This is a genomic window from Microbacterium sp. EYE_78, assembly GCF_023149035.1.
Taxonomy (GTDB): domain Bacteria; phylum Actinomycetota; class Actinomycetes; order Actinomycetales; family Microbacteriaceae; genus Microbacterium.
Map to the genome: position 1 here is coordinate 552,455 of NZ_JAHXMY010000002.1, position 18,123 is coordinate 570,577.

Genomic DNA, 18,123 nt, shown 5'->3' on the forward strand with positions numbered 1-18,123 from the left:
CCTAGGACGGGCCCCACCCCGCACAGCCGCGCCAGGATGGGGTGATGATCTCCACCGACCTGGCACGCGAGCTGCGCGCGAGCGGCCTGCTCTGGCGCCCCCGCTCCGGTGATCGCTTCCAGCTCGACGAACCCGAGTTCGAGGCCGACGTCTACACCGTCAGCGAGATGACCGTCGAGGCGCGCAGCTACCCGACCGGCGACCTGCTCGCCTTCAACGGGACCACCGAGTGGGCGCTGGATTCCGTCGCGCTCGAGGACGCGCTGTGGCTGCCGTCCGAGGCGCAGCTGCGCGAGATGCTTCGTGGCGCCTTCCGGTCGCTGCGGCGGCTGCCCGACATCCACGAGGTCGAGATCGAGGTGGATGCCGCGCCGCACCGGTTCCGGCATCCCGAGCCGTCCGACGCCTACGGGCAGGCGGTGCTGTTCCTCCTGCGCCGCGCCCAGTGATCGGCTTGGTCAGGGTGATCGGCTCGGTCGGGGTGATCCGCCCGGTCAGGTGACCAGCGGCACCGGTTCGGTGTCGGGGATCGGGCTCGCGTCCCGGCCGCGCAGGTCGGGGAAGCCGCGGACGAACACCGCGGCGACGAGCGTCCCCGCCAGCGCGAAGCCCGACGCCGCGACGAAGGCGCCCACCGGACCCGTGCCGTCGATGAGGAACCCCGCGACCGCGGAGCCCGCCGCCGCGCCGATGAGCTGACCGGTGCCGATCCAGCCGTAGGCCTCTGCCGTCTCGCTGAAGCGGACGCTCGCGCTCGTGATGGCGAACATCACCGCGAGGGCCGGGGCGATGCCGAGGCCCGCGATGAAGAGGGACGCCCCCATCCACCACGCGTTGAGGCTGATCACGACGAGGCTGACGCCGACGGTGACGATCGCCAGACGCCGCGCCATCGCCCACCGTCCGATGGGGATGTGCCCGAAGCCGAGCCCGCCGGCGAGGCTGCCGACGGCGAAGACGGCGAGGACGATGCCGGCCTCGAGTCCGTCGTGGCCGAACGTCGCGACGACGCCGGCCTCGACCGCGGCGCAGGCGCCGATCAGGAGGAAGCCGGTCACCGTCGACAGCAGGACGACCGGCTTGCCGAGCACGCGCCCGAATCCGCGGCGGCTGCGCGGGATGCGGACCCTGCCGACCTCGGGGGAGGCGATGAACCACGCGCATCCGCCGATGAGGATGACGACGATGAGGAAGAGCGCGGGGACGGTGCCGATCTGCGTCGCGACGAGGGTGATGACGACCGGCGCGAAGATCCAGATGATCTCCTGCAGGCTCGCGTCGAGCGAGAACAGGGGCGTCAGCTGCCGCGAGGTGACGATCTTCGGGTAGATCGTGCGCACCGCCGGCTGCACCGGGGGATTGGCGATGCCGGCGATGAAGCCGAAGACGATGAAGCCGGCCATGCCGAACGGGTTCACCGCGAGGGCGAACACGGCCGCGGCGCACACGGCGGCGGTCAGGGTGAGGACGCGCCGCATCCCCCAGATCCCCATCCAGCGGCTGGTGACCGGGCCCGAGATCGCCTGGCCGATCGAGACGGCCGCGAGCACGATGCCGGCGGCGCCGTACGACCCCGTCGACTGCTCGACGTGCAGCAGGACCGCCAGGCTCGTCATGCCGCTGGGGAACCGCGCCGTCAACTGTGCCGCGATGATGCGCGCGACCCCCGGTGCGCGCAGGAGCTCCGAGTATCCCGCCACCCCTCCACCGTACTGCGGGCGGCGGACGCTCCGGATGCCGCCCCGTGGCCGGACCGCGACACGCCGCGACACGCCCGACGCACCGATTTCCCCGCGATCCGATGTCGGTGGCCCGGCATAGCGTCCGACCTGTGGAGAACGAGGTCGCCGCCGCGACGAATGGGCCGGAATCCTGGCCTTTTCGAACCCCGATCGGGACCGCCTGATTGGGGATGAATCAGTGGACAAGTTGTGTTGTACCTGTGGAGGGATGCGGAAAAACTACACGGATGTAACTACTACCCCTTGTGGTGCTTCCCGGTGTCGGTACCCATATGTAGTATTGAGCTCCCGGCGGGCTCCCACCCCTCGGAACCGGTGATCCGGGCGGAGGACCGCCGGATCCCGCAGACGGATTTCACGACGAGAACGACCCCGTGCGGGCACGGGTGCAACGGACAAGGAGAGGGTCGACAGATGGCGATCACTGTGTACACGAAGCCGTCCTGCGTGCAGTGCAACGCGACGTACCGCGCGTTGGACTCCAAGGGCATCGAATACGAGGTCCTCGACCTCTCCGAGGACCCGGCGGCGCTCGAGCACGTCAAGTCGCTCGGCTACCTGCAGGCGCCGGTCGTCGTCACCGACGAGGACCACTGGTCGGGCTTCCGTCCCGACAAGATCGACGAGCTCGCCTCGCGCCTGGTCTGACCGATGAGCGCGGCCGTCATGACGAACGTGCCGCTGCTCGTCTACTTCTCGAGCGTATCGGGCAACACGGCGCGATTCATCGAGAAGCTCGGGATGCCGGCTCGTCGCATCCCGCTCCACTCCACCGAACCGGCTCTCCGCATCGATGAGCCGTTCGTCCTGGTCACCCCCACCTACGGGGGCGGCCAGGGCAAGGGGGAGGAGAAGGGCGCGGTCCCCAAGCAGGTCATCCGCTTCCTCAACGACGAGGGCAACCGGAGCCTGCTGCGCGGAGTCATCTCCGCCGGCAACAGCAATTTCGGCGAGGCGTTCTGCCTCGCCGGCGACATCATCAGCCGCAAGTGTCATGTGCCGCACTTGTATCGGCTCGAAGTATTCGGCACGCCCGAGGACGTCGACCGCGTGAGCGGCGGATTGGAAGACTGGTGGAAGCTGCAGTGACCGACATGGCCTTCAAGACCGAGGCTCGCTTCGAGGGCATGGACTACCACGCCCTGAACGCGATGCTCAACCTGTACGGCGCGGACGGGAAGATCCAGTTCGACGCCGACAAGCGCGCCGCACGGGAGTACTTCCTGCAGCACGTGAACCAGAACACGGTCTTCTTCCACTCCCTGAAGGAGAAGCTCGACTACCTGGTCGAGAAGGAGTACTACGAGGGCGCCGTCATCGAGGCGTACCCCTTCGAGTTCATCCAGCAGCTCAACGACCGCGCGTACGCGAAGAAGTTCCGCTTCGACACCTTCCTCGGTGCGTTCAAGTACTACACGAGCTACACGCTGAAGACGTTCGACGGCAAGCGCTACCTCGAACGCTTCGAGGACCGCGTCGTCATGACCGCCCTCGCCCTCGCCGCCGGCGACCAGGACCTCGCGAACAAGCTCGTCGACGAGATCCTCTCGGGCCGCTTCCAGCCCGCCACCCCCACCTTCCTCAACGCCGGCAAGGCGCAGCGCGGCGAGCTCGTGTCTTGCTTCCTGCTGCGCATCGAGGACAACATGGAGTCGATCGCCCGCGGCATCAACTCCGCGCTGCAGCTGTCCAAGCGCGGCGGCGGCGTCGCCCTGCTGCTCTCGAACATCCGCGAGGCGGGCGCGCCCATCAAGCAGATCGAGAACCAGTCCTCGGGCATCATCCCCGTCATGAAGCTGCTCGAAGACAGCTTCAGCTACGCCAACCAGCTGGGTGCGCGTCAGGGCGCAGGTGCCGTCTACCTCTCGGCCCACCACCCCGACATCATGAAGTTCCTCGACACCAAGCGCGAGAACGCGGACGAGAAGATCCGCATCAAGACGCTGTCGCTGGGTGTCGTCGTGCCCGACATCACCTTCGAGCTCGCGCGCAACGACGAGGACATGTACCTCTTCTCGCCCTACGACGTCGAGAAGGTCTACGGCGTGCCCTTCGGTGACATCTCGGTCACCGAGAAGTACCGCGAGATGGTCGACGACGCGCGCATCAAGAAGACCAAGATCAACGCCCGCGAGTTCTTCCAGACCCTCGCCGAGATCCAGTTCGAGTCGGGCTACCCGTACATCATGTTCGAGGACACGGTGAACCGGGCGAACCCCATCAAGGGCCGGATCAACATGTCGAACCTGTGCTCGGAGATCCTCCAGGTCAACACGCCGACCACGTACAACGAGGACCTTTCCTACAGCCAGATCGGCAAGGACATCTCCTGCAACCTGGGCTCGATGAACATCGCGCTCGCGATGGACGGCCGCAACCTCGCCGGCACGGTGGAGACCAGCATCCGCGCCCTCAGCGCCGTCAGCGACCAGAGCCACATCCGCTCGGTCCGCTCGATCGAGGACGGCAACGACAAGTCGCACGCCATCGGCCTCGGTCAGATGAACCTGCACGGCTACCTCGCCCGCGAGCACGTCCACTACGGCTCGGAGGAGGGTGTCGACTTCACGAACATCTACTTCTACACCGTGCTGTTCCACGCGCTGCAGGCCTCGAACACGATCGCCATCGAGCGCGGTCAGGTCTTCGACGGCTTCTGGGACTCGACCTACGCCAGCGGCGAGTTCTTCGACAAGTACACCGAGCAGGAGTGGAAGCCGGCGACGGCCCGCGTCGAGGAGCTCTTCGAGGGCATCCACATCCCGACGCAGCAGGACTGGCTCGAGCTGAAGGCATCCATCCAGCAGTACGGCATCTACAACCAGAACCTGCAGGCGGTCCCGCCGACCGGCTCGATCTCGTACATCAACAACTCGACGAGCTCGATCCACCCGATCGCCTCGAAGATCGAGATCCGCAAGGAAGGCAAGATCGGCCGCGTCTACTACCCGGCGCCGTTCATGTCGAACGACAACCTCGAGTACTACGAGGACGCGTACGAGATCGGCTACGAGAAGGTCATCGACACGTACGCCGCCGCCACGCAGCACGTCGACCAGGGCCTGTCGCTGACGCTGTTCTTCAAGGACACCGCCACCACGCGCGACATCAACAAGGCCCAGATCTACGCCTGGCGCAAGGGCATCAAGACGATCTACTACATCCGTCTCCGTCAGATGGCGCTCGAGGGCACCGACATGACCGAGTGCGTCTCCTGCATGCTCTGACCGGCCGAGATTCGAGAGAGAAACGACAATGACCCCCGAACCGCTGAAGCTCCTCGGCTCGGTCCAGGCGATCAACTGGAACCGCATCCAGGACGACAAGGACCTCGAGGTGTGGAACCGCCTCGTCAACAACTTCTGGCTGCCCGAGAAGGTGCCGCTGTCCAACGACATCCAGTCGTGGGCGACGCTCACCCCCGAGGAGCAGCAGACGACGATGCGCGTGTTCACCGGCCTGACGCTCCTGGACACCATCCAGGGCACCGTCGGCGCCGTCTCGCTCATCCCCGATGCGATCACCCCGCACGAGGAGGCCGTCTACACGAACATCGCGTTCATGGAGTCGGTGCACGCGAAGAGCTACTCGTCGATCTTCTCGACGCTCGCCTCGACGCCCGAGATCGACGACGCGTTCCGCTGGTCGATCGAGAACGAGAACCTTCAGAAGAAGGCCCGCATCGTCATGGACTACTACCGTGGCGACGAGCCCCTCAAGCGCAAGGTCGCCTCGACCCTGCTCGAGTCGTTCCTCTTCTACTCCGGGTTCTACCTGCCGCTGTACTGGTCGTCGAAGGCGAAGCTGACGAACACGGCCGACATCATCCGCCTCATCATCCGTGATGAGGCCGTGCACGGCTACTACATCGGTTACAAGTTCCAGCGCGGGCTCGAGACCCTCGGTCAGGCCGAGCGCGACGAGCTGAAGGACTACACGTTCTCGCTGCTCTACGAGCTCTACGACAACGAGATCCAGTACACGCAGGACCTCTACGACGGCATCGGCCAGACCGAGGACGTCAAGAAGTTCCTGCACTACAACGCCAACAAGGCGCTCATGAACCTCGGCTACGAGGCCATGTTCCCGGCGACGGTCACCAACGTGAACCCCGCGATCCTGTCGGCCCTGTCGCCCAACGCCGACGAGAACCACGACTTCTTCAGCGGGTCGGGCTCGTCGTACGTCATCGGCAAGGCCGTCGCCACCGAGGACGACGACTGGGACTTCTGAGCGTCTGACGCGACGCCCCCGGATCGGCTGCTCATTGCGAGCACCGTGCCGGGGGCTTCGTCGTCCCAGACGATCGGGCCGCTCCGCATGACGCCGGAGGTCGGTGCGCGGCCCTCGGGTGGGTGCACGGCTCCTAGCCTGGGACCATGAGCGCTCCCACACGGACAGGAGTCCGCCTGCACGCCCGGTTCGCGCACGATCTGCCCGAGCTCGCGGTGCCGTGGCAGGCGGAGCGGTTCCCCGACGCACGGATCCTCGTGCGCAACGACCCCCTGGCGCGGGAGCTCGGCATCGACCCCGACTTCCTCCGCACCGAGGCCGGGCTCGGCTTCCTCACCGGCGCGGCGCTGCCCGAGGGGGCCGTCCCCGTCGCGCAGGCATACGCGGGGCACCAGTTCGGCGGGCTGTCCCCGCGCCTCGGGGACGGCCGTGCGCTGCTCCTCGGCGAGGTGACGACCCCGCAGGGTGAGCTCCGCGACATCCATCTGAAGGGGTCCGGGCCCACGCCCTTCGCCCGCGCCGGCGACGGATTCGCCGCTGTCGGGCCCATGCTCCGCGAATACGTCATCAGCGAAGCGATGCACGCGCTCGGCATCCCCACGACGCGCTCGCTCGCCGTCGTCGCCACCGGGCGCACCGTCCAGCGCGACGAGCCGCTCCCGGGGGCCGTCCTGACGCGCGTCGCGCGGAGCCACCTGCGCGTCGGCAGCTTCACCTATGCGCGGCTCTCAGACGACCCGCAGCTGGTCGGGCGCCTCGCGGACGTCGCCATCCGCCGCCACCATCCTGAGGCGGCCGACGCCGAGAACCCCGCGCTCGCACTGCTGCAGGCGGTCACGGCCGCGCAGGCCGAGCTCATCGCGCGCTGGGTGCTGGTCGGGTTCGTCCACGGTGTCATGAACACCGACAACATGACCATCTCGGGGGAGGCGATCGATTACGGCCCGTGCGCGTTCCTGGACGTCTTCGATCCGTCGACGTCGTTCAGCTCGATCGACCGCGGCGGCCGCTACGCGTTCGGCAACCAGCCGGGCATCGGCCAGTGGAACCTCGCGCGTCTGGCAGAGGCGCTGCTGCCCCTGATCGACGCCGACAGCACGCGCGCGATCGAAGCGGCCGAGCTCGTGCTCACCGCGGAGTACACGGAGCGCTATCAGGCGACCTGGCGTGAGGGGATGCGCGCGAAGCTCGGCCTCCCGGCGTCGGTCGACGCTGCGACGGTCTCGGCGGTGGCATCCGGGTTCCTGGGACTGCTCGAAGCGCAGCAGGCGGACTACACCTCGTCCTTCCGGGCGTTGGCGGCGGTGGCCCGGGGCGAGTTCCGCCCTCCGACCGTCGTCGATTCCCTCGCCCTCGCCCCGTGGGTCGCGCGGTGGCGGGACCTGGCGCCGGATGCCGCGCTGATCGAGCGCACGAACCCCGTCTACATCCCACGCAACGCCCTCGTCGAAGAGGCGCTGACGGCGGCCGAAGCCGGCGACATCGCACCCCTCCACGGACTGCTCGACGCGGTGACCGATCCGTATGTCGCGCGGCCCGGGCTCGAGCGCTACGCGGACGCCCCCGCGGGCGGCGGCGCGTACACCACGTTCTGCGGCACCTGACGCGACGACCCCGTCGTCAACCGGTGAAGACGGCGAAGCCCCGTGCGGGAAGGACCGCCGTGGCCCCACGGTGTTCCGCATCACCGACGGCGAGATGCGCGGCATCCGCCACCGGCACCTCGATCGCCTCGTCGGCGATGTTCAGCGCGGTGAGGACGGCAGCGTCGGACGTCGCCGTCCGCAGCACGATCGACGTGTTGTCACGGTGGATGACATCGGTGTGCGCCCGGTGCAGCCAAGGGTGCTGCCGGCGGAGGGCGATCAGCTGCTGGTGCGCGCTGAGGATGCCGCTCGCAGCGCCCGACAGCGACGCAGCGCTCGGGGGAGTCGCGGGGAACGCCGGCCGAACGGCGTCGTCGCCGCCGACGCGGTCCTCCTTGACGCCCTCGTAGCCGTACTCGTCCCCGGCATAGACCGAGGGGACTCCCGCCACGGTGAACAGCACGGCGAGGGCGTGCGGCACGAGGTCCGCCCCGATCGCCGTCGCGATCCGCGTCACGTCGTGGTTGCCGACGAAGGTCTGCGGCGCGAACACGGACAACAGGTCGTTGTGCCGCACGATGGCGTGCTCGAGCTCGAACAGGTTCCGGTCGGCAATCGCGTGCCAGATGCCCTGCCACAGCTCGTATTGGGTCAGGGAATCCACCGTCGCCTCGCTCACGATCCGCGCCGCGTCGCCGTGGATCACCTCGCCGACGAACCACGCGTCGGGGTGGGCGCTGCGGACGCGGGGGAGCACGCGCGCCCAGAACGACGATGGGACGGCATAGGCGGCATCCAGTCGCCAGCCGTCGATGCCTCGGTCCAACCAGTACGTCATCACCCGGGCGACCAGGTCCTCGGCGGCGGGGGAGGAGTGATCCAGGGCGACCAGCGCGTCGTGGCCTTCGAACACGTCGGCGTCGACGCGGGCTCCGGGCGTCCATCCCTCCCACCGGGCACGGAAGAGCGATGCGGTCGGTGCCGACGGGCCCTGCTCCTCGAGGGCGCGGAACGCCGGGTGGGCACGTCCGACGTGGTTGAAGACGCCGTCGAACAGGACGCGGATGCCGCGCGCCCGCGCTGCCGAGAGCAACGCGTCGATGTCGGCGTCATCACCGAGTCGCGGGTCGATGCGGAAATGGTCGACGGTGTCGTACCCGTGCGTCTCGGACGCGAAGACGGGGCCGAGGAGCAGACCGTTCAGGCCGAGACCGACGAGGTGGTCGAGCCATCCCTCGATCTGCGGCAGGCGGTGCGTCACCGTCGTCGTCTCGGCCTCCGGCCGGATCGGGGCGCCCGTGAACCCCAACGGGTACACGTGCCACCACATGACTGTCTCGTCCCAGGTCCTCACCACGGCAGTCAAGCAGTCCGCGCAGGATGCCGCGGTGCCCTTGACTCGCAGGGGCGTTTCTCACGAGCGCGACGAGGTCTCGGCAGGTTCCCGCCAGGACCCCGTCATGTGCTCCACACTCCGCATCGCGGTCGCGAAGATCGTCAGCACCGGATTGACGCCGCCGTTGGTGGTGTGCACCGACCCGTCCATGACTCGGAGGTTGTCGTGTCCCCAGACGCGGCCGAACTCGTCGACGACGGATGACGCGGGGTCGGACCCCATCCGCAGCGTCCCCGCCTGGTGCTGTCCCGCCGACGGGCCGCGCTGGGGGTGGTGGAAGGCGAACACGTCGGTCGCACCCGCCGCACGCAACCACGCCGCGCTCGTCCGGCTGGTGGCGTCCCGCGCGCGCAGGTCCTCGGGGTGGACGCCGCCGCTCAACCGCGCCACCGGGATGCCCCAGGGATCCCGGACGCCCTCATCGACGCGGACCCGTGAGTCGGCCGAGGTGACCTCCTGGATAGGACCCATCAGTCGCAGGCTCCGCCGGACGAGCCGCCGCATCCCCTCTTTGCTCTCGATGCCCGCCCGCGGGATGAAGCCGCACCCGACCAGGTAGCGGTACGTGTTCGAAGGGGTGGCGACGAACTCGTTCGCGATGATCCCACCGCCGATCACGTCCCCGTCGCCATGGCGGAAATCGGTGGTCGCGATGGAGGGGCCGGGGCCCACGAGGTTTTCCACGATGTCGTCGAAGACGCCCATCGCGCCGCCGTAGACGTGGCCCTGCAGATGACGCCCGACCTGATCCGCGTTGTTCCCCAGGCCGTTGGGTTCGCGGTCCGACCGACTGTTCAGCAGCAGCCGCGCCGACTCGACGGCCCCCGCCGCGACGACGATCTCGTCCGCGTCGACGTCCCGCCGCCACGGCCGCCCCTCGTGGGTGCCGACGAGCGTCAGACCGACGACCCTGCCTGCGGCGTCGGTGCGGATCGCCGCGGCCCGCGTCTCGAGGACGATCTCGACGAGACCGGTCGCGAACGCGCGGGTCAGCATCGTGTTCTGCGAGCCCGCCTTAGCGTCGACGGGGCAGGCGAAGCCCACGCACTGCGCGCACTGGACGCACGCGGCGCGGCCGAGGTGGGGCCGCGAGTTGATGAGGAGGGGCACCGGCACGGTCGAGAAGCCGAGAGCGGATGCCGCATCGGCCAGGCGCCGGCGCGTCGCCCCCGCGGGCAACGGCGGCATCGGCAGAGGACGTCGACGCGGGCCCGCCCACGTCCCGTCGTCGCCCCCGCTCACCCCGACCTCCCACTCCGCGCGCTCGTAGTACGGCGCGAGATCGTCGTACGAGATCGGCCAGTCCGCAAGCGCGGAGCCGTCGGGGACGCCGTACGTGGAGGCCATCCGGAAGTCGCGGGGAGCGAACCGCCAGGCCTGCGCTCCGTACACGCGCGTCCCGCCGCCGACGGTCATCGCGTTGTTGCTCCACGCGCCATCGGTCGGTCGGAGCGTCAGCCTGCGCCCGCCCTCGTCGACGACGCGCACGTCGCGCGCGTCCGTGGGGCCGGAGCGGGGGAGCAGCCCCCAGTCCGAGCGGGGATTGCGCAGGTGGTCCCGGCTCAGCTCGGGCGTCGACGGCCAAGCGCCCGCCTCGACCACGAGCACGCGCCGACCCGATTCGGTCAGTCCGCAGGCTGCGACACCGCCGCCTGCGCCCGAACCCACGACGATCGCGTCGTAGCGGGCGGCGAGGTGATCAGGGCTCGCCACGGCGGGTGACATCCCCGGCGCGATGGGCGCGGTCCCCGCGCCGACAGGCCAGGGTCGCCAGCCCACCATCGACCACGACGCCGCTCCCAGGTTGCCGCCGTTGCCGGGATCGGCGTAGTAGCCCGCCGCGACCGTCTCAGCGAACCAATCCCAGTGCTCGCTCGCGTCCTCGCGATCGAGGACCTCCGCGACGCGGACCGTCCAGTCCGGTCGCTCCTCCAGCAGGGACAGGATGAACCCGACGCCGCCCGACTCGGACGCCGACGGGAACTCGTCCGCGGGGATGACACGATCGACGAGCGCCGTCAGGCGACCGACATCCAGGCGCACCGGCGAGCCGGGCACACGCGCGTGGTCGGACGCTCGCGGCTCGCTCACTCCGCTCGCCCGCACTCCGACACCGCGAGGATGTCGAGCCCGGGGGAGCCCTCGAGGGAGGTCTCCGTCACATCGACCGACACGCCCGTCCGCGCCTGACTGAGTCGCACTGCGGCGAGGTCGACCTCGATGCCGACGGGCTCGAGCGCCCAACCGTCGCCGAGCGATGCGGGCAGGTCCTCGACCGCCGTGGCGGGTCCGACGTCCCGCGGGAGGGACGCCCGGCCGTGCACGGTCGCGAACGCCGTGCCCTCGGGGCCGTCGACCGGCGCGACCTCCGAGTCGCATGGCGTCGACCGCGCGTCGCCGTCTGGGGTGAACTCGGCGCCGTCGGGGAGGGCCGCCACGATCTCCGCCACCGCCGCCTCCGCCTGCGCGCGGACGTCCGCGTAGGACGGACCCGTTGCGGGGGCGCATCCTGTGGTGGCGAGGAGGGTTCCGACGAGCATCGTTGCCGCGCCGAACCGCGTCCGCATCAGCCGCTGCTCTCGTGCGCGAGCGAGGCCAGGAGGAGCCGCACGTCCTTCAAGACCGTGCCGTTCGCTGTGCCGTCGCCGCTGAAGAGCCGATTGTGCAGGTCGAGTCCCTGCGCGAGCATCGCGGTGACCGTGCCCCCTCCTGCTGGCTCGCGGAACCCGGGATCGACGATCGTGATGCCGGGGAACTCCTCCGGCCCGATGCCGTACCCGATGTCGCCCACCTGGAACCCGGCGTAGTACCGGTTCACATCCTCTTTCGCCTGCGCAGCGTAGTACGACGTCCCCGCGATCGGGGTGTAGCCGTCGGTCGCGCCGACGCCCGCGGCCAGGAACCGGGCGTCGAATCGCGCCCCGTCCATCTCCGCCGCGCTGCCGACCGCAGAGCCGGCGCTGTGCTCGTAGCTCAGCGTCGGAAGGCCCGGGAAGGCGACATCGATTCCCCTCACGATGCGAGCGTAGTCGGCACCCGCGGCTGTGGCGATGGTGTTGTTCTGCGGGCCGCCGGCGAGATTCATCGAGATCTGCGGCATGGGCGCCGCGAGCACCGTGAACGCGAGGACCGGGGCCGCGGCATCCGCATTCGCCACCTGCCAGTCCGCGAACGAGGTGACCGGGTCGTCGACCATGAAGCTGGCGAGGCTGGCGTTGGTCCCGGGGACGACGAAGAGGATGCTGGTGGCCGCCGACGGGTCGCCGGCCATCTCGACGAGCGCGCCACGATCCGGGGCGTACAGGTAGAGCTGGACGAGCCCGCGCGCGACGCGGGAGAGGTAGTCGCGCTCGAGATGGAGGGCGTCTCGCTCGGCGCTGTGCGCGGCCGGGTCGGACGCCGGGTCGCTCTCGGCCAGGGCGGCGAGCCGCCGGTCGATCCGTCGCAGCCGGTCGCGCGCGCCGATCCGGTTCGCCGCGACCCGATCGGCGGCGTCGATACCGTCGAGGCGGCCGATGAGGTCGGGGACCTCGTCGATCAGCGCGCCGCGCGCGGCGACGTCGGTGTCGGCCCACCATCGCGCCGCTTCCGCCGGTGAGGTGTCGTCCGCCAGGGACCGGAGCGCGCCGCCCGCGTCGCCCTCGAGGGAACGCAGATCGGTGGCGGAGAGCGCGGCGATGTCGTCGAGCGCGATGGGCGCGGCGGCCGCCACCGCCGAGACTCGGGCGGGCCCCGGGGTGATCGACGCCTGCGCGGCGAGGGGCGCAGCATCCATCAGGGCGAACGCCATCACCGCGGCGGCCAGCGCTGCGGTCGGATGGGCGATCGCGCGCATCATACCGCCGATAATAGAGGGTCCCGGGAGCCGGAACGTTTCGCGGATGAGAAGTCCTTCATCTCTTGCCATCCTTCTCTCGAACGGTGAGCCGAAATTGGGCGACGTCGCTGCTGACCCCGCGCGGGCGGCCCTCATAGACTTCTGCCGTGGCAGATACCCCCGCAGACGAGGCCCCGCGTTTCAGTCCTGTCATCGCGCTGCTCGCCGTGTCGGCCTCATGGGAGGCGCAGCTCGCCGCCGAGCTGCGCGACCTGGGCATCTCCACCCGCAAATTCGGCCTCCTGGGGCACATCGGGGCGGAGCCCGGGATCTCGTTCTCGGAACTCGCCCGTCGCTCCCGCATCACGGTCCAATCCGCGCATGCCGCGGTGCACGCTCTGGTCGACGACGGCCTGGTCGCCGACGCCACCGCGCAGGCCGGCGCGGCGAGCGATCTCAGCGTCACGGCGCGCGGTGCGCAGGTGCTCCGAGATGCGCAGGATCGGCTCGAGCGGTTGGACGAGGCGCTGTCGAGGGCGCTCCCGCGCGTCGCGGACTCGCTCGACGGCATCCGCGCCGGCGTGATCGAATGACCGCGCGCCGGACGCCCGACCGGGGTGCGCCCGTGCGCGCGGTCGCGCGGTGGGCGCTCGCGCTCCTGCTGGTCGCCGCGGGCGTCGGCCATCTCACCGTGCTGCGCCGGGGGTTCCGCATCGCGGTGCCGGAGTGGGCGACCCGGCTGCTGCGGACCGATAAGGACACGATCGTGGTCGTGTCCGGAGTCGTCGAGGCGGCGTTGGGTGCGGCCTTGGTCGCGCTGCCGCGCGAGCGACGCCGCGTGGGCGCGGCGGTGGCGGCGCTGTTCGTCGCAGTGTTCCCCGGCAACATCCACCATTGGCGCACGCGCCGCGACGTCCCCGGGATGGATTCCGACGCCAAGCGATTCGCCAGGCTCTTCCTCCAGCCGGTGCTGGTCGCGTGGGCGATCTGGTCGACGCGCCGTTGAGCCCACGCACAGCATCCTTCAGTTAGGTTGAAGGCGTGTTCCGCACCCCCGCTTCGATCTTCCGCATCCTCGCCGTCGCCGAGGTCTTCTCCTGGACGCTGCTCATCGGCGGCATCATCGTCCGCGCCGTCGGCGGTCCGGCCCTCGCGGTCACCGTCGGCGGCGGCATCCACGGCTTCGTCTTCCTCTCCTACGGCGCGACGGCGCTGCTGGTCGCGCTGAACAACCGGTGGGGACTCGGGGCTTCCGTGCTCGCCGTCGGCTCGGCGGTCATCCCGTATGCGACCCTGCCGACCGAGATCTGGCTGCGCCGCTCCGGCCGACTCGAGGGGGAGTGGCGACGGGAGGAGACGGCGGACCCGCGGGACCGGCGGCCGATCGATCGCCTTCTCCGGTGGTTCCTGCGGCACGCGACCCTCCTGGTCGCACTCATCGTGGTCGCCGTGGTGGCCCTCTACGTCGTCCTGTTGATCGTCGGACCGCCCGGGCGGTGACTCAGCGCCGCGTCGAGACGGTGACGGTGAACTTCGCGTTCCGGGCGACCTGGCGCGTGGCGCCGACGAGCCGCTCGAGGTCGGCGCGATAGCGCATCCCCGAGTTCCAGACGCACCACAGCTCGCCGCCGGGGCGCAACACCCGAGCGGCATCGGCGAACAGACGCGGGGCCAGCCGGTCGGTGACCGCGGCTCCGCTGTGGAACGGCGGGTTCAGGGCGATGAACGACGCGGATGCCGTCGCCCGCCCCGCGAGCAGATCGTCGCGGACCACGTCCACACGGTCGGAGACGCCGTTCGCCGCGGCGGTCGCGCGCGCCGACGCCACCGCTGCCGCCGATTGATCGGACGCGTGGACGCTCGCCTCCGGATGCCGCAGGGCGAGGTGGGCGGCGACGACACCGGTCCCGCAGGCGAAGTCGATGTAGGGATCGTCCGGGGTACCGCCCGCGGGCGAGGCGGGGAGGTGTGCCAGCAGCAGACGGGTGCCGACATCGAGTCGGGCACCCGCGAACGCTCCGCCGAAGGCGCGGATCTCGAGGCCGTCCTCGCTGCCCGCAGCGGGCGCGAGGTCGTGGCCGTCATGGGGTTCTCGGGCGATGAGGACGCGCGATTTCTGCCGCGCGAGCGAGACGTCGAGCCTCGCGAAGGACTCGCGGAGGACGTCGTTCATCGCCGTCGTCATGTGCTTCAGTCGGCCACCCGCGACCACGACGACGTCGGGCGATGCGTGCGCGGCGATGAGGGCCGCGACGTCGCGCAGCGCGTCGAGGGACCGGGGGAGTCGAAGGAGCACGACGTGCGCCCCGCGGACGGCTGCGGAGTCGAGCGCGACGACGTCGATCGCCTCGGCGAGGCCCAGTGCCGACGCGTTGGCGGCGATGGCCCGCTCACCTGCCAGGGCGTCCTGGTGGACCCGGACCCCCCGGGCGCCGTCGAAGGCCGCCGCGAGGGTCAACGCGCCGTACGCGTCGCCGAGGACGACGACCGAACCGTCCGGTGCACACGCACGGACGGCGGCCGACTCGTCGAGGATGAGCCTGTCCGCGGCATCCGACGCCACGAGGCCGAGACCTTCGACGTCGGGCCGGCGCGAGAGCCGGTCGAACGGGAAGGGGCTGCGCACCCGTCCAGCGTAGGCGAGCCCGCTCGTCATGCCGGGGTGCGGTGTGCTGTCACGGCCGGGCTGCCCTGCTGTCAAGACCGGACTGCGCCGGGCGCGACGCGGGCATACTCGGGCCATGAAGACACTCGCTCGCTGGACCCTCGCCGGTGCCATGGTGTTCGCAGGACTCAGCCACCTCTTCTGGGCGCGCAAGGAGTTTCAGGCGCAGGTGCCCGACCTCGTGACGGACGTCCTGCCGATCGACAAGGACGGGGTCGTGGTCGCATCCGGTGCGGTCGAGATGATGCTGGGTGCCGCGCTCGTCGCGCTGCCCGAGGAACGGCGCAGGGTGGGGGTCATCCTCGCCGCCTTCTTCATCGCCATCTTCCCCGGCAACATCGGACAGGCGCTCGGCGAGAAGGACGGTTTCGGCCTCGACAGCGCGAAGGCCAGGTGGGGCCGGCTGCTGTTCCAGCCGGTGCTCGTCGCCTGGGCGCTGTGGTCGACGCGAGAGTAGGGGTCGACGCGGGAGGAGGGGTCGACGCGGGAGTAGGGGTCGACGCGGGACGACGGAGCCCCCGCCTCGAGAGGCGGGGGCTCCGTCGTCCGTTCGTCGCCGTGGTCAGCTCCGAACGCCGCCGGCGCGCAGGCGGGACAGCGCATCGACGGTGGCGGCGAGGATCAGGACGCCGCCGGTGACGAGCAGGTTCACACCGGCATCCATCCGCAACAGGCCGAGACCGTTGATGATGACGGCGATGACGAGCGCGCCGATGGCGGCGTGGACGAGCCGGCCGCGTCCGCCGAAGAGGCTGACGCCGCCGACCACGGCCGCCGCGACTCCGGAGAGCACGATGTCCCGGCCGACAGCCCCGTCGACCGAGCCGATGCGCGCCTGGGCGAACAGCAGCGACAGGACGGCGAGTCCCGACGCGATGACGAAGCACCACCACTTCACCCATCGCACCTTGATGCCGGCGCGTCGAGCAGCCTCGGCGTTGCCGCCGATCGCGTACACGTAGCGACCGAACTTCGTGCGGTCGAGGACGAAGGTGCCGACGAACAGCACGGCGAGCACGACCGGGACGATGATCGGCACACCCTCGACGGGGATGACCGACTGCGACCGATTGAGGTTCAGCACGAGGACGGCGATGCCGCCGAGGACGGCGATCACCGCGAGCTTCGCCCACACGAGTGCGATCGGTCGGTTCGGGACGCCCGCCCGCCGACGACGCGCGCGATCCCAGAAGGACATGCCTCCGGAGATGAGCAGCATGACCGCCAGCATGACCCAGCCGCCCCAGACCGGCAGGCGACCGTTCTGGAGCGCGATGATCTCCGGTGCCTGGATCGGGTAGAGGCCGCCGGCGCCGATGATCATGAGGGTCAGGCCCTGGTAGCCGAGGAACAGGCCGAGGGTGACGACGAAGGACGGGATGCCGACGCGAGCCACCAGGAAGCCGATGAGGGCGCCGGTGAGCAGGCCCACCCCGAAGCCCGCGGCCAGCGCGATCGGCCAGGGGATGTCGAAGCGGACGTTGAGGACGACGAACGCCGCCATCCCGACGCCGCCCGTGACACCCGCAGACAGATCGATCTCGCCCAGCAGCAGCACGAACACGAGTGCCATGCCGAGGACCACCAGGGAGGCTGCCTGGTTCATGAGGTTCGCGAAGTTGACCGCCGTGAAGAAGTAGGGGCTCAGCGCCCCGAACAGCACGGCGAGCAGGACGAGACCGCCGACGGCAGGGAGCGCGCCCATGTCGCCGCTGCGGACGCGCTGCAGCCACGCATTGATCTGATCTCCGACGCCACCCTCGACGCCGCTGCCGATCAGGTCGCTCGAGACCGGGTCGGGCGCAGCCGCTGTCCGGGTGCTGGTGCTGGCGCTCATGCGTCTCCTCCGACGGGGATGGTGGACGTGCCGACGAGTTCGACGCCGGGAGGCACCTTGGTGCCGGTGATGTAGCCGACGATGTCGTCGCGGGTGGTCTCGGCGGTGGGGACCTGAGCCACCATCTGGCCGAGGTAGAGGACCGCGATGTCGTCGGCGACCGCGAAGACGTCGACGAGGTTGTGGCTGATGAGGACCACCGCGACGCCCTGGTCCGCGAGGCGGCGAACGAGGTTGAGCACCTGCTCGGTCTGCGCCACGCCGAGTGCGGCGGTCGGTTCGTCCAGGATGACGACCCGAGCCTTCTTCAGGACTGCGCGCGCGATCGCGACCGTCTGGCGCTGGCCCCCGGAGAGACTCGAGACCTTCTGTCGCACGCTCTTCACGGTGCGGACCGAGAGCGAGCGGAGCGTGTCGGATGCCTCCCGCTCCATCAGGCCCTCATTGAAGGTCCCCGCCGTCACCTCCTCGCGGCCGAGGAACATGTTCTGGACGATGTCGAGGTTGTCGCACAGGGCCAGGTCCTGGTAAACGACCTCGATGCCGAGCGCCGCGGCCTCGCGCGGTGTGCGCAGGGCGTGCTCCTCGCCATCGACGAGCACCTCCCCGCTGTCGTAGGGCTGCACGCCGGCGAGGCCCTTGATGAGGGTGGACTTGCCGGCGCCGTTGTCGCCGACGAGGGCCGTCACCGTGCCCGGACGGACGAGCAGGTCGACGCCCTTGAGGACGCTGACGGGGCCGAAGGACTTCGTGACGCGGCGCAACTGGATGATGGGTTCGCTCATGCGGGTCTCCTGGGAGGTCGAAGATGGCGGGAGGAAGGGGAGGGGATGCCGCGGCGCGGCAT

Annotated in this window: 18 protein-coding genes; 10 read left to right on the forward strand and 8 right to left on the reverse strand. The window is 70.0% G+C overall.

Going from position 1 to position 18,123, the window contains the following annotated elements; translation table 11 throughout:
- Nucleotides 1-44 precede the first annotated feature (44 nt).
- Nucleotides 45-449, forward strand: coding sequence for a pilus assembly protein CpaE (locus tag KZX17_RS09770; RefSeq protein ID WP_248172596.1), 405 nt, complete (start codon nucleotides 45-47; stop codon nucleotides 447-449).
- A gap of 45 nt (nucleotides 450-494) precedes the next feature.
- On the opposite strand, the gene KZX17_RS09775 is transcribed toward KZX17_RS09770, so the two are convergent.
- On the reverse strand, nucleotides 495-1,700 hold the full coding sequence (locus tag KZX17_RS09775; RefSeq protein ID WP_248172599.1) for an MFS transporter: 1,206 nt from the start codon (nucleotides 1,698-1,700) through the stop codon (nucleotides 495-497).
- A 456-nt stretch (nucleotides 1,701-2,156) separates the two neighbouring features.
- On the opposite strand from KZX17_RS09775, the gene nrdH reads away from it, so the two are divergent.
- The 5 genes from nrdH (at nucleotide 2,157) to KZX17_RS09800 (ending at nucleotide 7,579) form a co-directional block, all read left to right on the forward strand.
- The gene (gene nrdH / locus KZX17_RS09780) at nucleotides 2,157-2,390 is read left to right on the forward strand and encodes a glutaredoxin-like protein NrdH (RefSeq protein ID WP_248172602.1); all 234 of its coding nucleotides are present in this window, start codon (nucleotides 2,157-2,159) and stop codon (nucleotides 2,388-2,390) included.
- Nucleotides 2,391-2,393: 3 nt separating this feature from the next.
- Nucleotides 2,394-2,831, forward strand: coding sequence for a class Ib ribonucleoside-diphosphate reductase assembly flavoprotein NrdI (nrdI, locus tag KZX17_RS09785; RefSeq protein ID WP_248172605.1), 438 nt, complete (start codon nucleotides 2,394-2,396; stop codon nucleotides 2,829-2,831).
- Between the two features lie 5 nt (nucleotides 2,832-2,836).
- On the forward strand, nucleotides 2,837-4,969 hold the full coding sequence (gene nrdE / locus KZX17_RS09790) for a class 1b ribonucleoside-diphosphate reductase subunit alpha (protein WP_248174787.1): 2,133 nt from the start codon (nucleotides 2,837-2,839) through the stop codon (nucleotides 4,967-4,969).
- Between the two features lie 28 nt (nucleotides 4,970-4,997).
- A complete protein-coding gene (nrdF, locus tag KZX17_RS09795; protein WP_248172608.1) occupies nucleotides 4,998-5,975 on the forward strand; it encodes a class 1b ribonucleoside-diphosphate reductase subunit beta in 978 nt (325 codons plus the stop codon).
- 146 nt (nucleotides 5,976-6,121) lie between these two features.
- Nucleotides 6,122-7,579 (forward strand): YdiU family protein, encoded by a 1,458-nt coding sequence (locus KZX17_RS09800; RefSeq protein ID WP_248172610.1) that lies wholly within the window; start codon nucleotides 6,122-6,124, stop codon nucleotides 7,577-7,579.
- Nucleotides 7,580-7,595: 16 nt separating this feature from the next.
- Here KZX17_RS09800 and KZX17_RS09805 read toward each other — a convergent pair whose 3' ends face one another.
- From KZX17_RS09805 to KZX17_RS09820, 4 genes are all read right to left on the reverse strand, one after another.
- On the reverse strand, nucleotides 7,596-8,891 hold the full coding sequence (locus KZX17_RS09805) for an alpha-amylase family glycosyl hydrolase (RefSeq protein ID WP_248172611.1): 1,296 nt from the start codon (nucleotides 8,889-8,891) through the stop codon (nucleotides 7,596-7,598).
- An 84-nt stretch (nucleotides 8,892-8,975) separates the two neighbouring features.
- Nucleotides 8,976-11,048 (reverse strand): GMC family oxidoreductase, encoded by a 2,073-nt coding sequence (locus KZX17_RS09810; RefSeq protein WP_248172613.1) that lies wholly within the window; start codon nucleotides 11,046-11,048, stop codon nucleotides 8,976-8,978.
- Nucleotides 11,045-11,524, reverse strand: coding sequence for a hypothetical protein (locus KZX17_RS09815; protein ID WP_248172615.1), 480 nt, complete (start codon nucleotides 11,522-11,524; stop codon nucleotides 11,045-11,047). Before KZX17_RS09815 ends, KZX17_RS09810 begins: the two co-directional genes overlap by 4 nt.
- Nucleotides 11,524-12,795 carry a hypothetical protein gene (locus KZX17_RS09820; RefSeq protein ID WP_248172618.1) on the reverse strand — a complete coding sequence of 424 codons (1,272 nt, stop codon included), beginning with the start codon at nucleotides 12,793-12,795 and terminating at the stop codon, nucleotides 11,524-11,526. Before KZX17_RS09820 ends, KZX17_RS09815 begins: the two co-directional genes overlap by 1 nt.
- 146 nt (nucleotides 12,796-12,941) lie before the next feature.
- On the opposite strand from KZX17_RS09820, the gene KZX17_RS09825 reads away from it, so the two are divergent.
- From KZX17_RS09825 to KZX17_RS09835, 3 genes are read left to right on the forward strand one after another with little or no spacing between them, the layout of a single operon-like run.
- Nucleotides 12,942-13,367, forward strand: coding sequence for a helix-turn-helix domain-containing protein (locus tag KZX17_RS09825; RefSeq protein WP_248172621.1), 426 nt, complete (start codon nucleotides 12,942-12,944; stop codon nucleotides 13,365-13,367).
- Nucleotides 13,364-13,780, forward strand: coding sequence for a hypothetical protein (locus tag KZX17_RS09830; RefSeq protein ID WP_248172623.1), 417 nt, complete (start codon nucleotides 13,364-13,366; stop codon nucleotides 13,778-13,780). The genes KZX17_RS09825 and KZX17_RS09830 overlap by 4 nt, the downstream gene beginning before the upstream one ends.
- 35 nt (nucleotides 13,781-13,815) lie before the next feature.
- Nucleotides 13,816-14,274, forward strand: coding sequence for a DUF3817 domain-containing protein (locus KZX17_RS09835; protein WP_248172626.1), 459 nt, complete (start codon nucleotides 13,816-13,818; stop codon nucleotides 14,272-14,274).
- A gap of 1 nt (nucleotide 14,275) precedes the next feature.
- Here KZX17_RS09835 and KZX17_RS09840 read toward each other — a convergent pair whose 3' ends face one another.
- On the reverse strand, nucleotides 14,276-15,400 hold the full coding sequence (locus tag KZX17_RS09840; protein ID WP_248172628.1) for a methyltransferase: 1,125 nt from the start codon (nucleotides 15,398-15,400) through the stop codon (nucleotides 14,276-14,278).
- A gap of 115 nt (nucleotides 15,401-15,515) precedes the next feature.
- Here KZX17_RS09840 and KZX17_RS09845 point away from each other — a divergent pair, with 115 nt between their 5' ends.
- On the forward strand, nucleotides 15,516-15,896 hold the full coding sequence (locus KZX17_RS09845; RefSeq protein WP_248172630.1) for a hypothetical protein: 381 nt from the start codon (nucleotides 15,516-15,518) through the stop codon (nucleotides 15,894-15,896).
- Nucleotides 15,897-16,001: 105 nt separating this feature from the next.
- Here KZX17_RS09845 and KZX17_RS09850 read toward each other — a convergent pair whose 3' ends face one another.
- Together KZX17_RS09850 and KZX17_RS09855 are read right to left on the reverse strand one after the other, a co-directional pair.
- Nucleotides 16,002-17,276: a sugar ABC transporter permease gene (locus tag KZX17_RS09850; RefSeq protein ID WP_248172632.1), complete on the reverse strand. Its 1,275-nt coding sequence runs from the start codon at nucleotides 17,274-17,276 to the stop codon at nucleotides 16,002-16,004.
- Nucleotides 17,273-18,061 carry an ATP-binding cassette domain-containing protein gene (locus KZX17_RS09855; RefSeq protein WP_248172635.1) on the reverse strand — a complete coding sequence of 263 codons (789 nt, stop codon included), beginning with the start codon at nucleotides 18,059-18,061 and terminating at the stop codon, nucleotides 17,273-17,275. Before KZX17_RS09855 ends, KZX17_RS09850 begins: the two co-directional genes overlap by 4 nt.
- Nucleotides 18,062-18,123 lie beyond the last annotated feature (62 nt).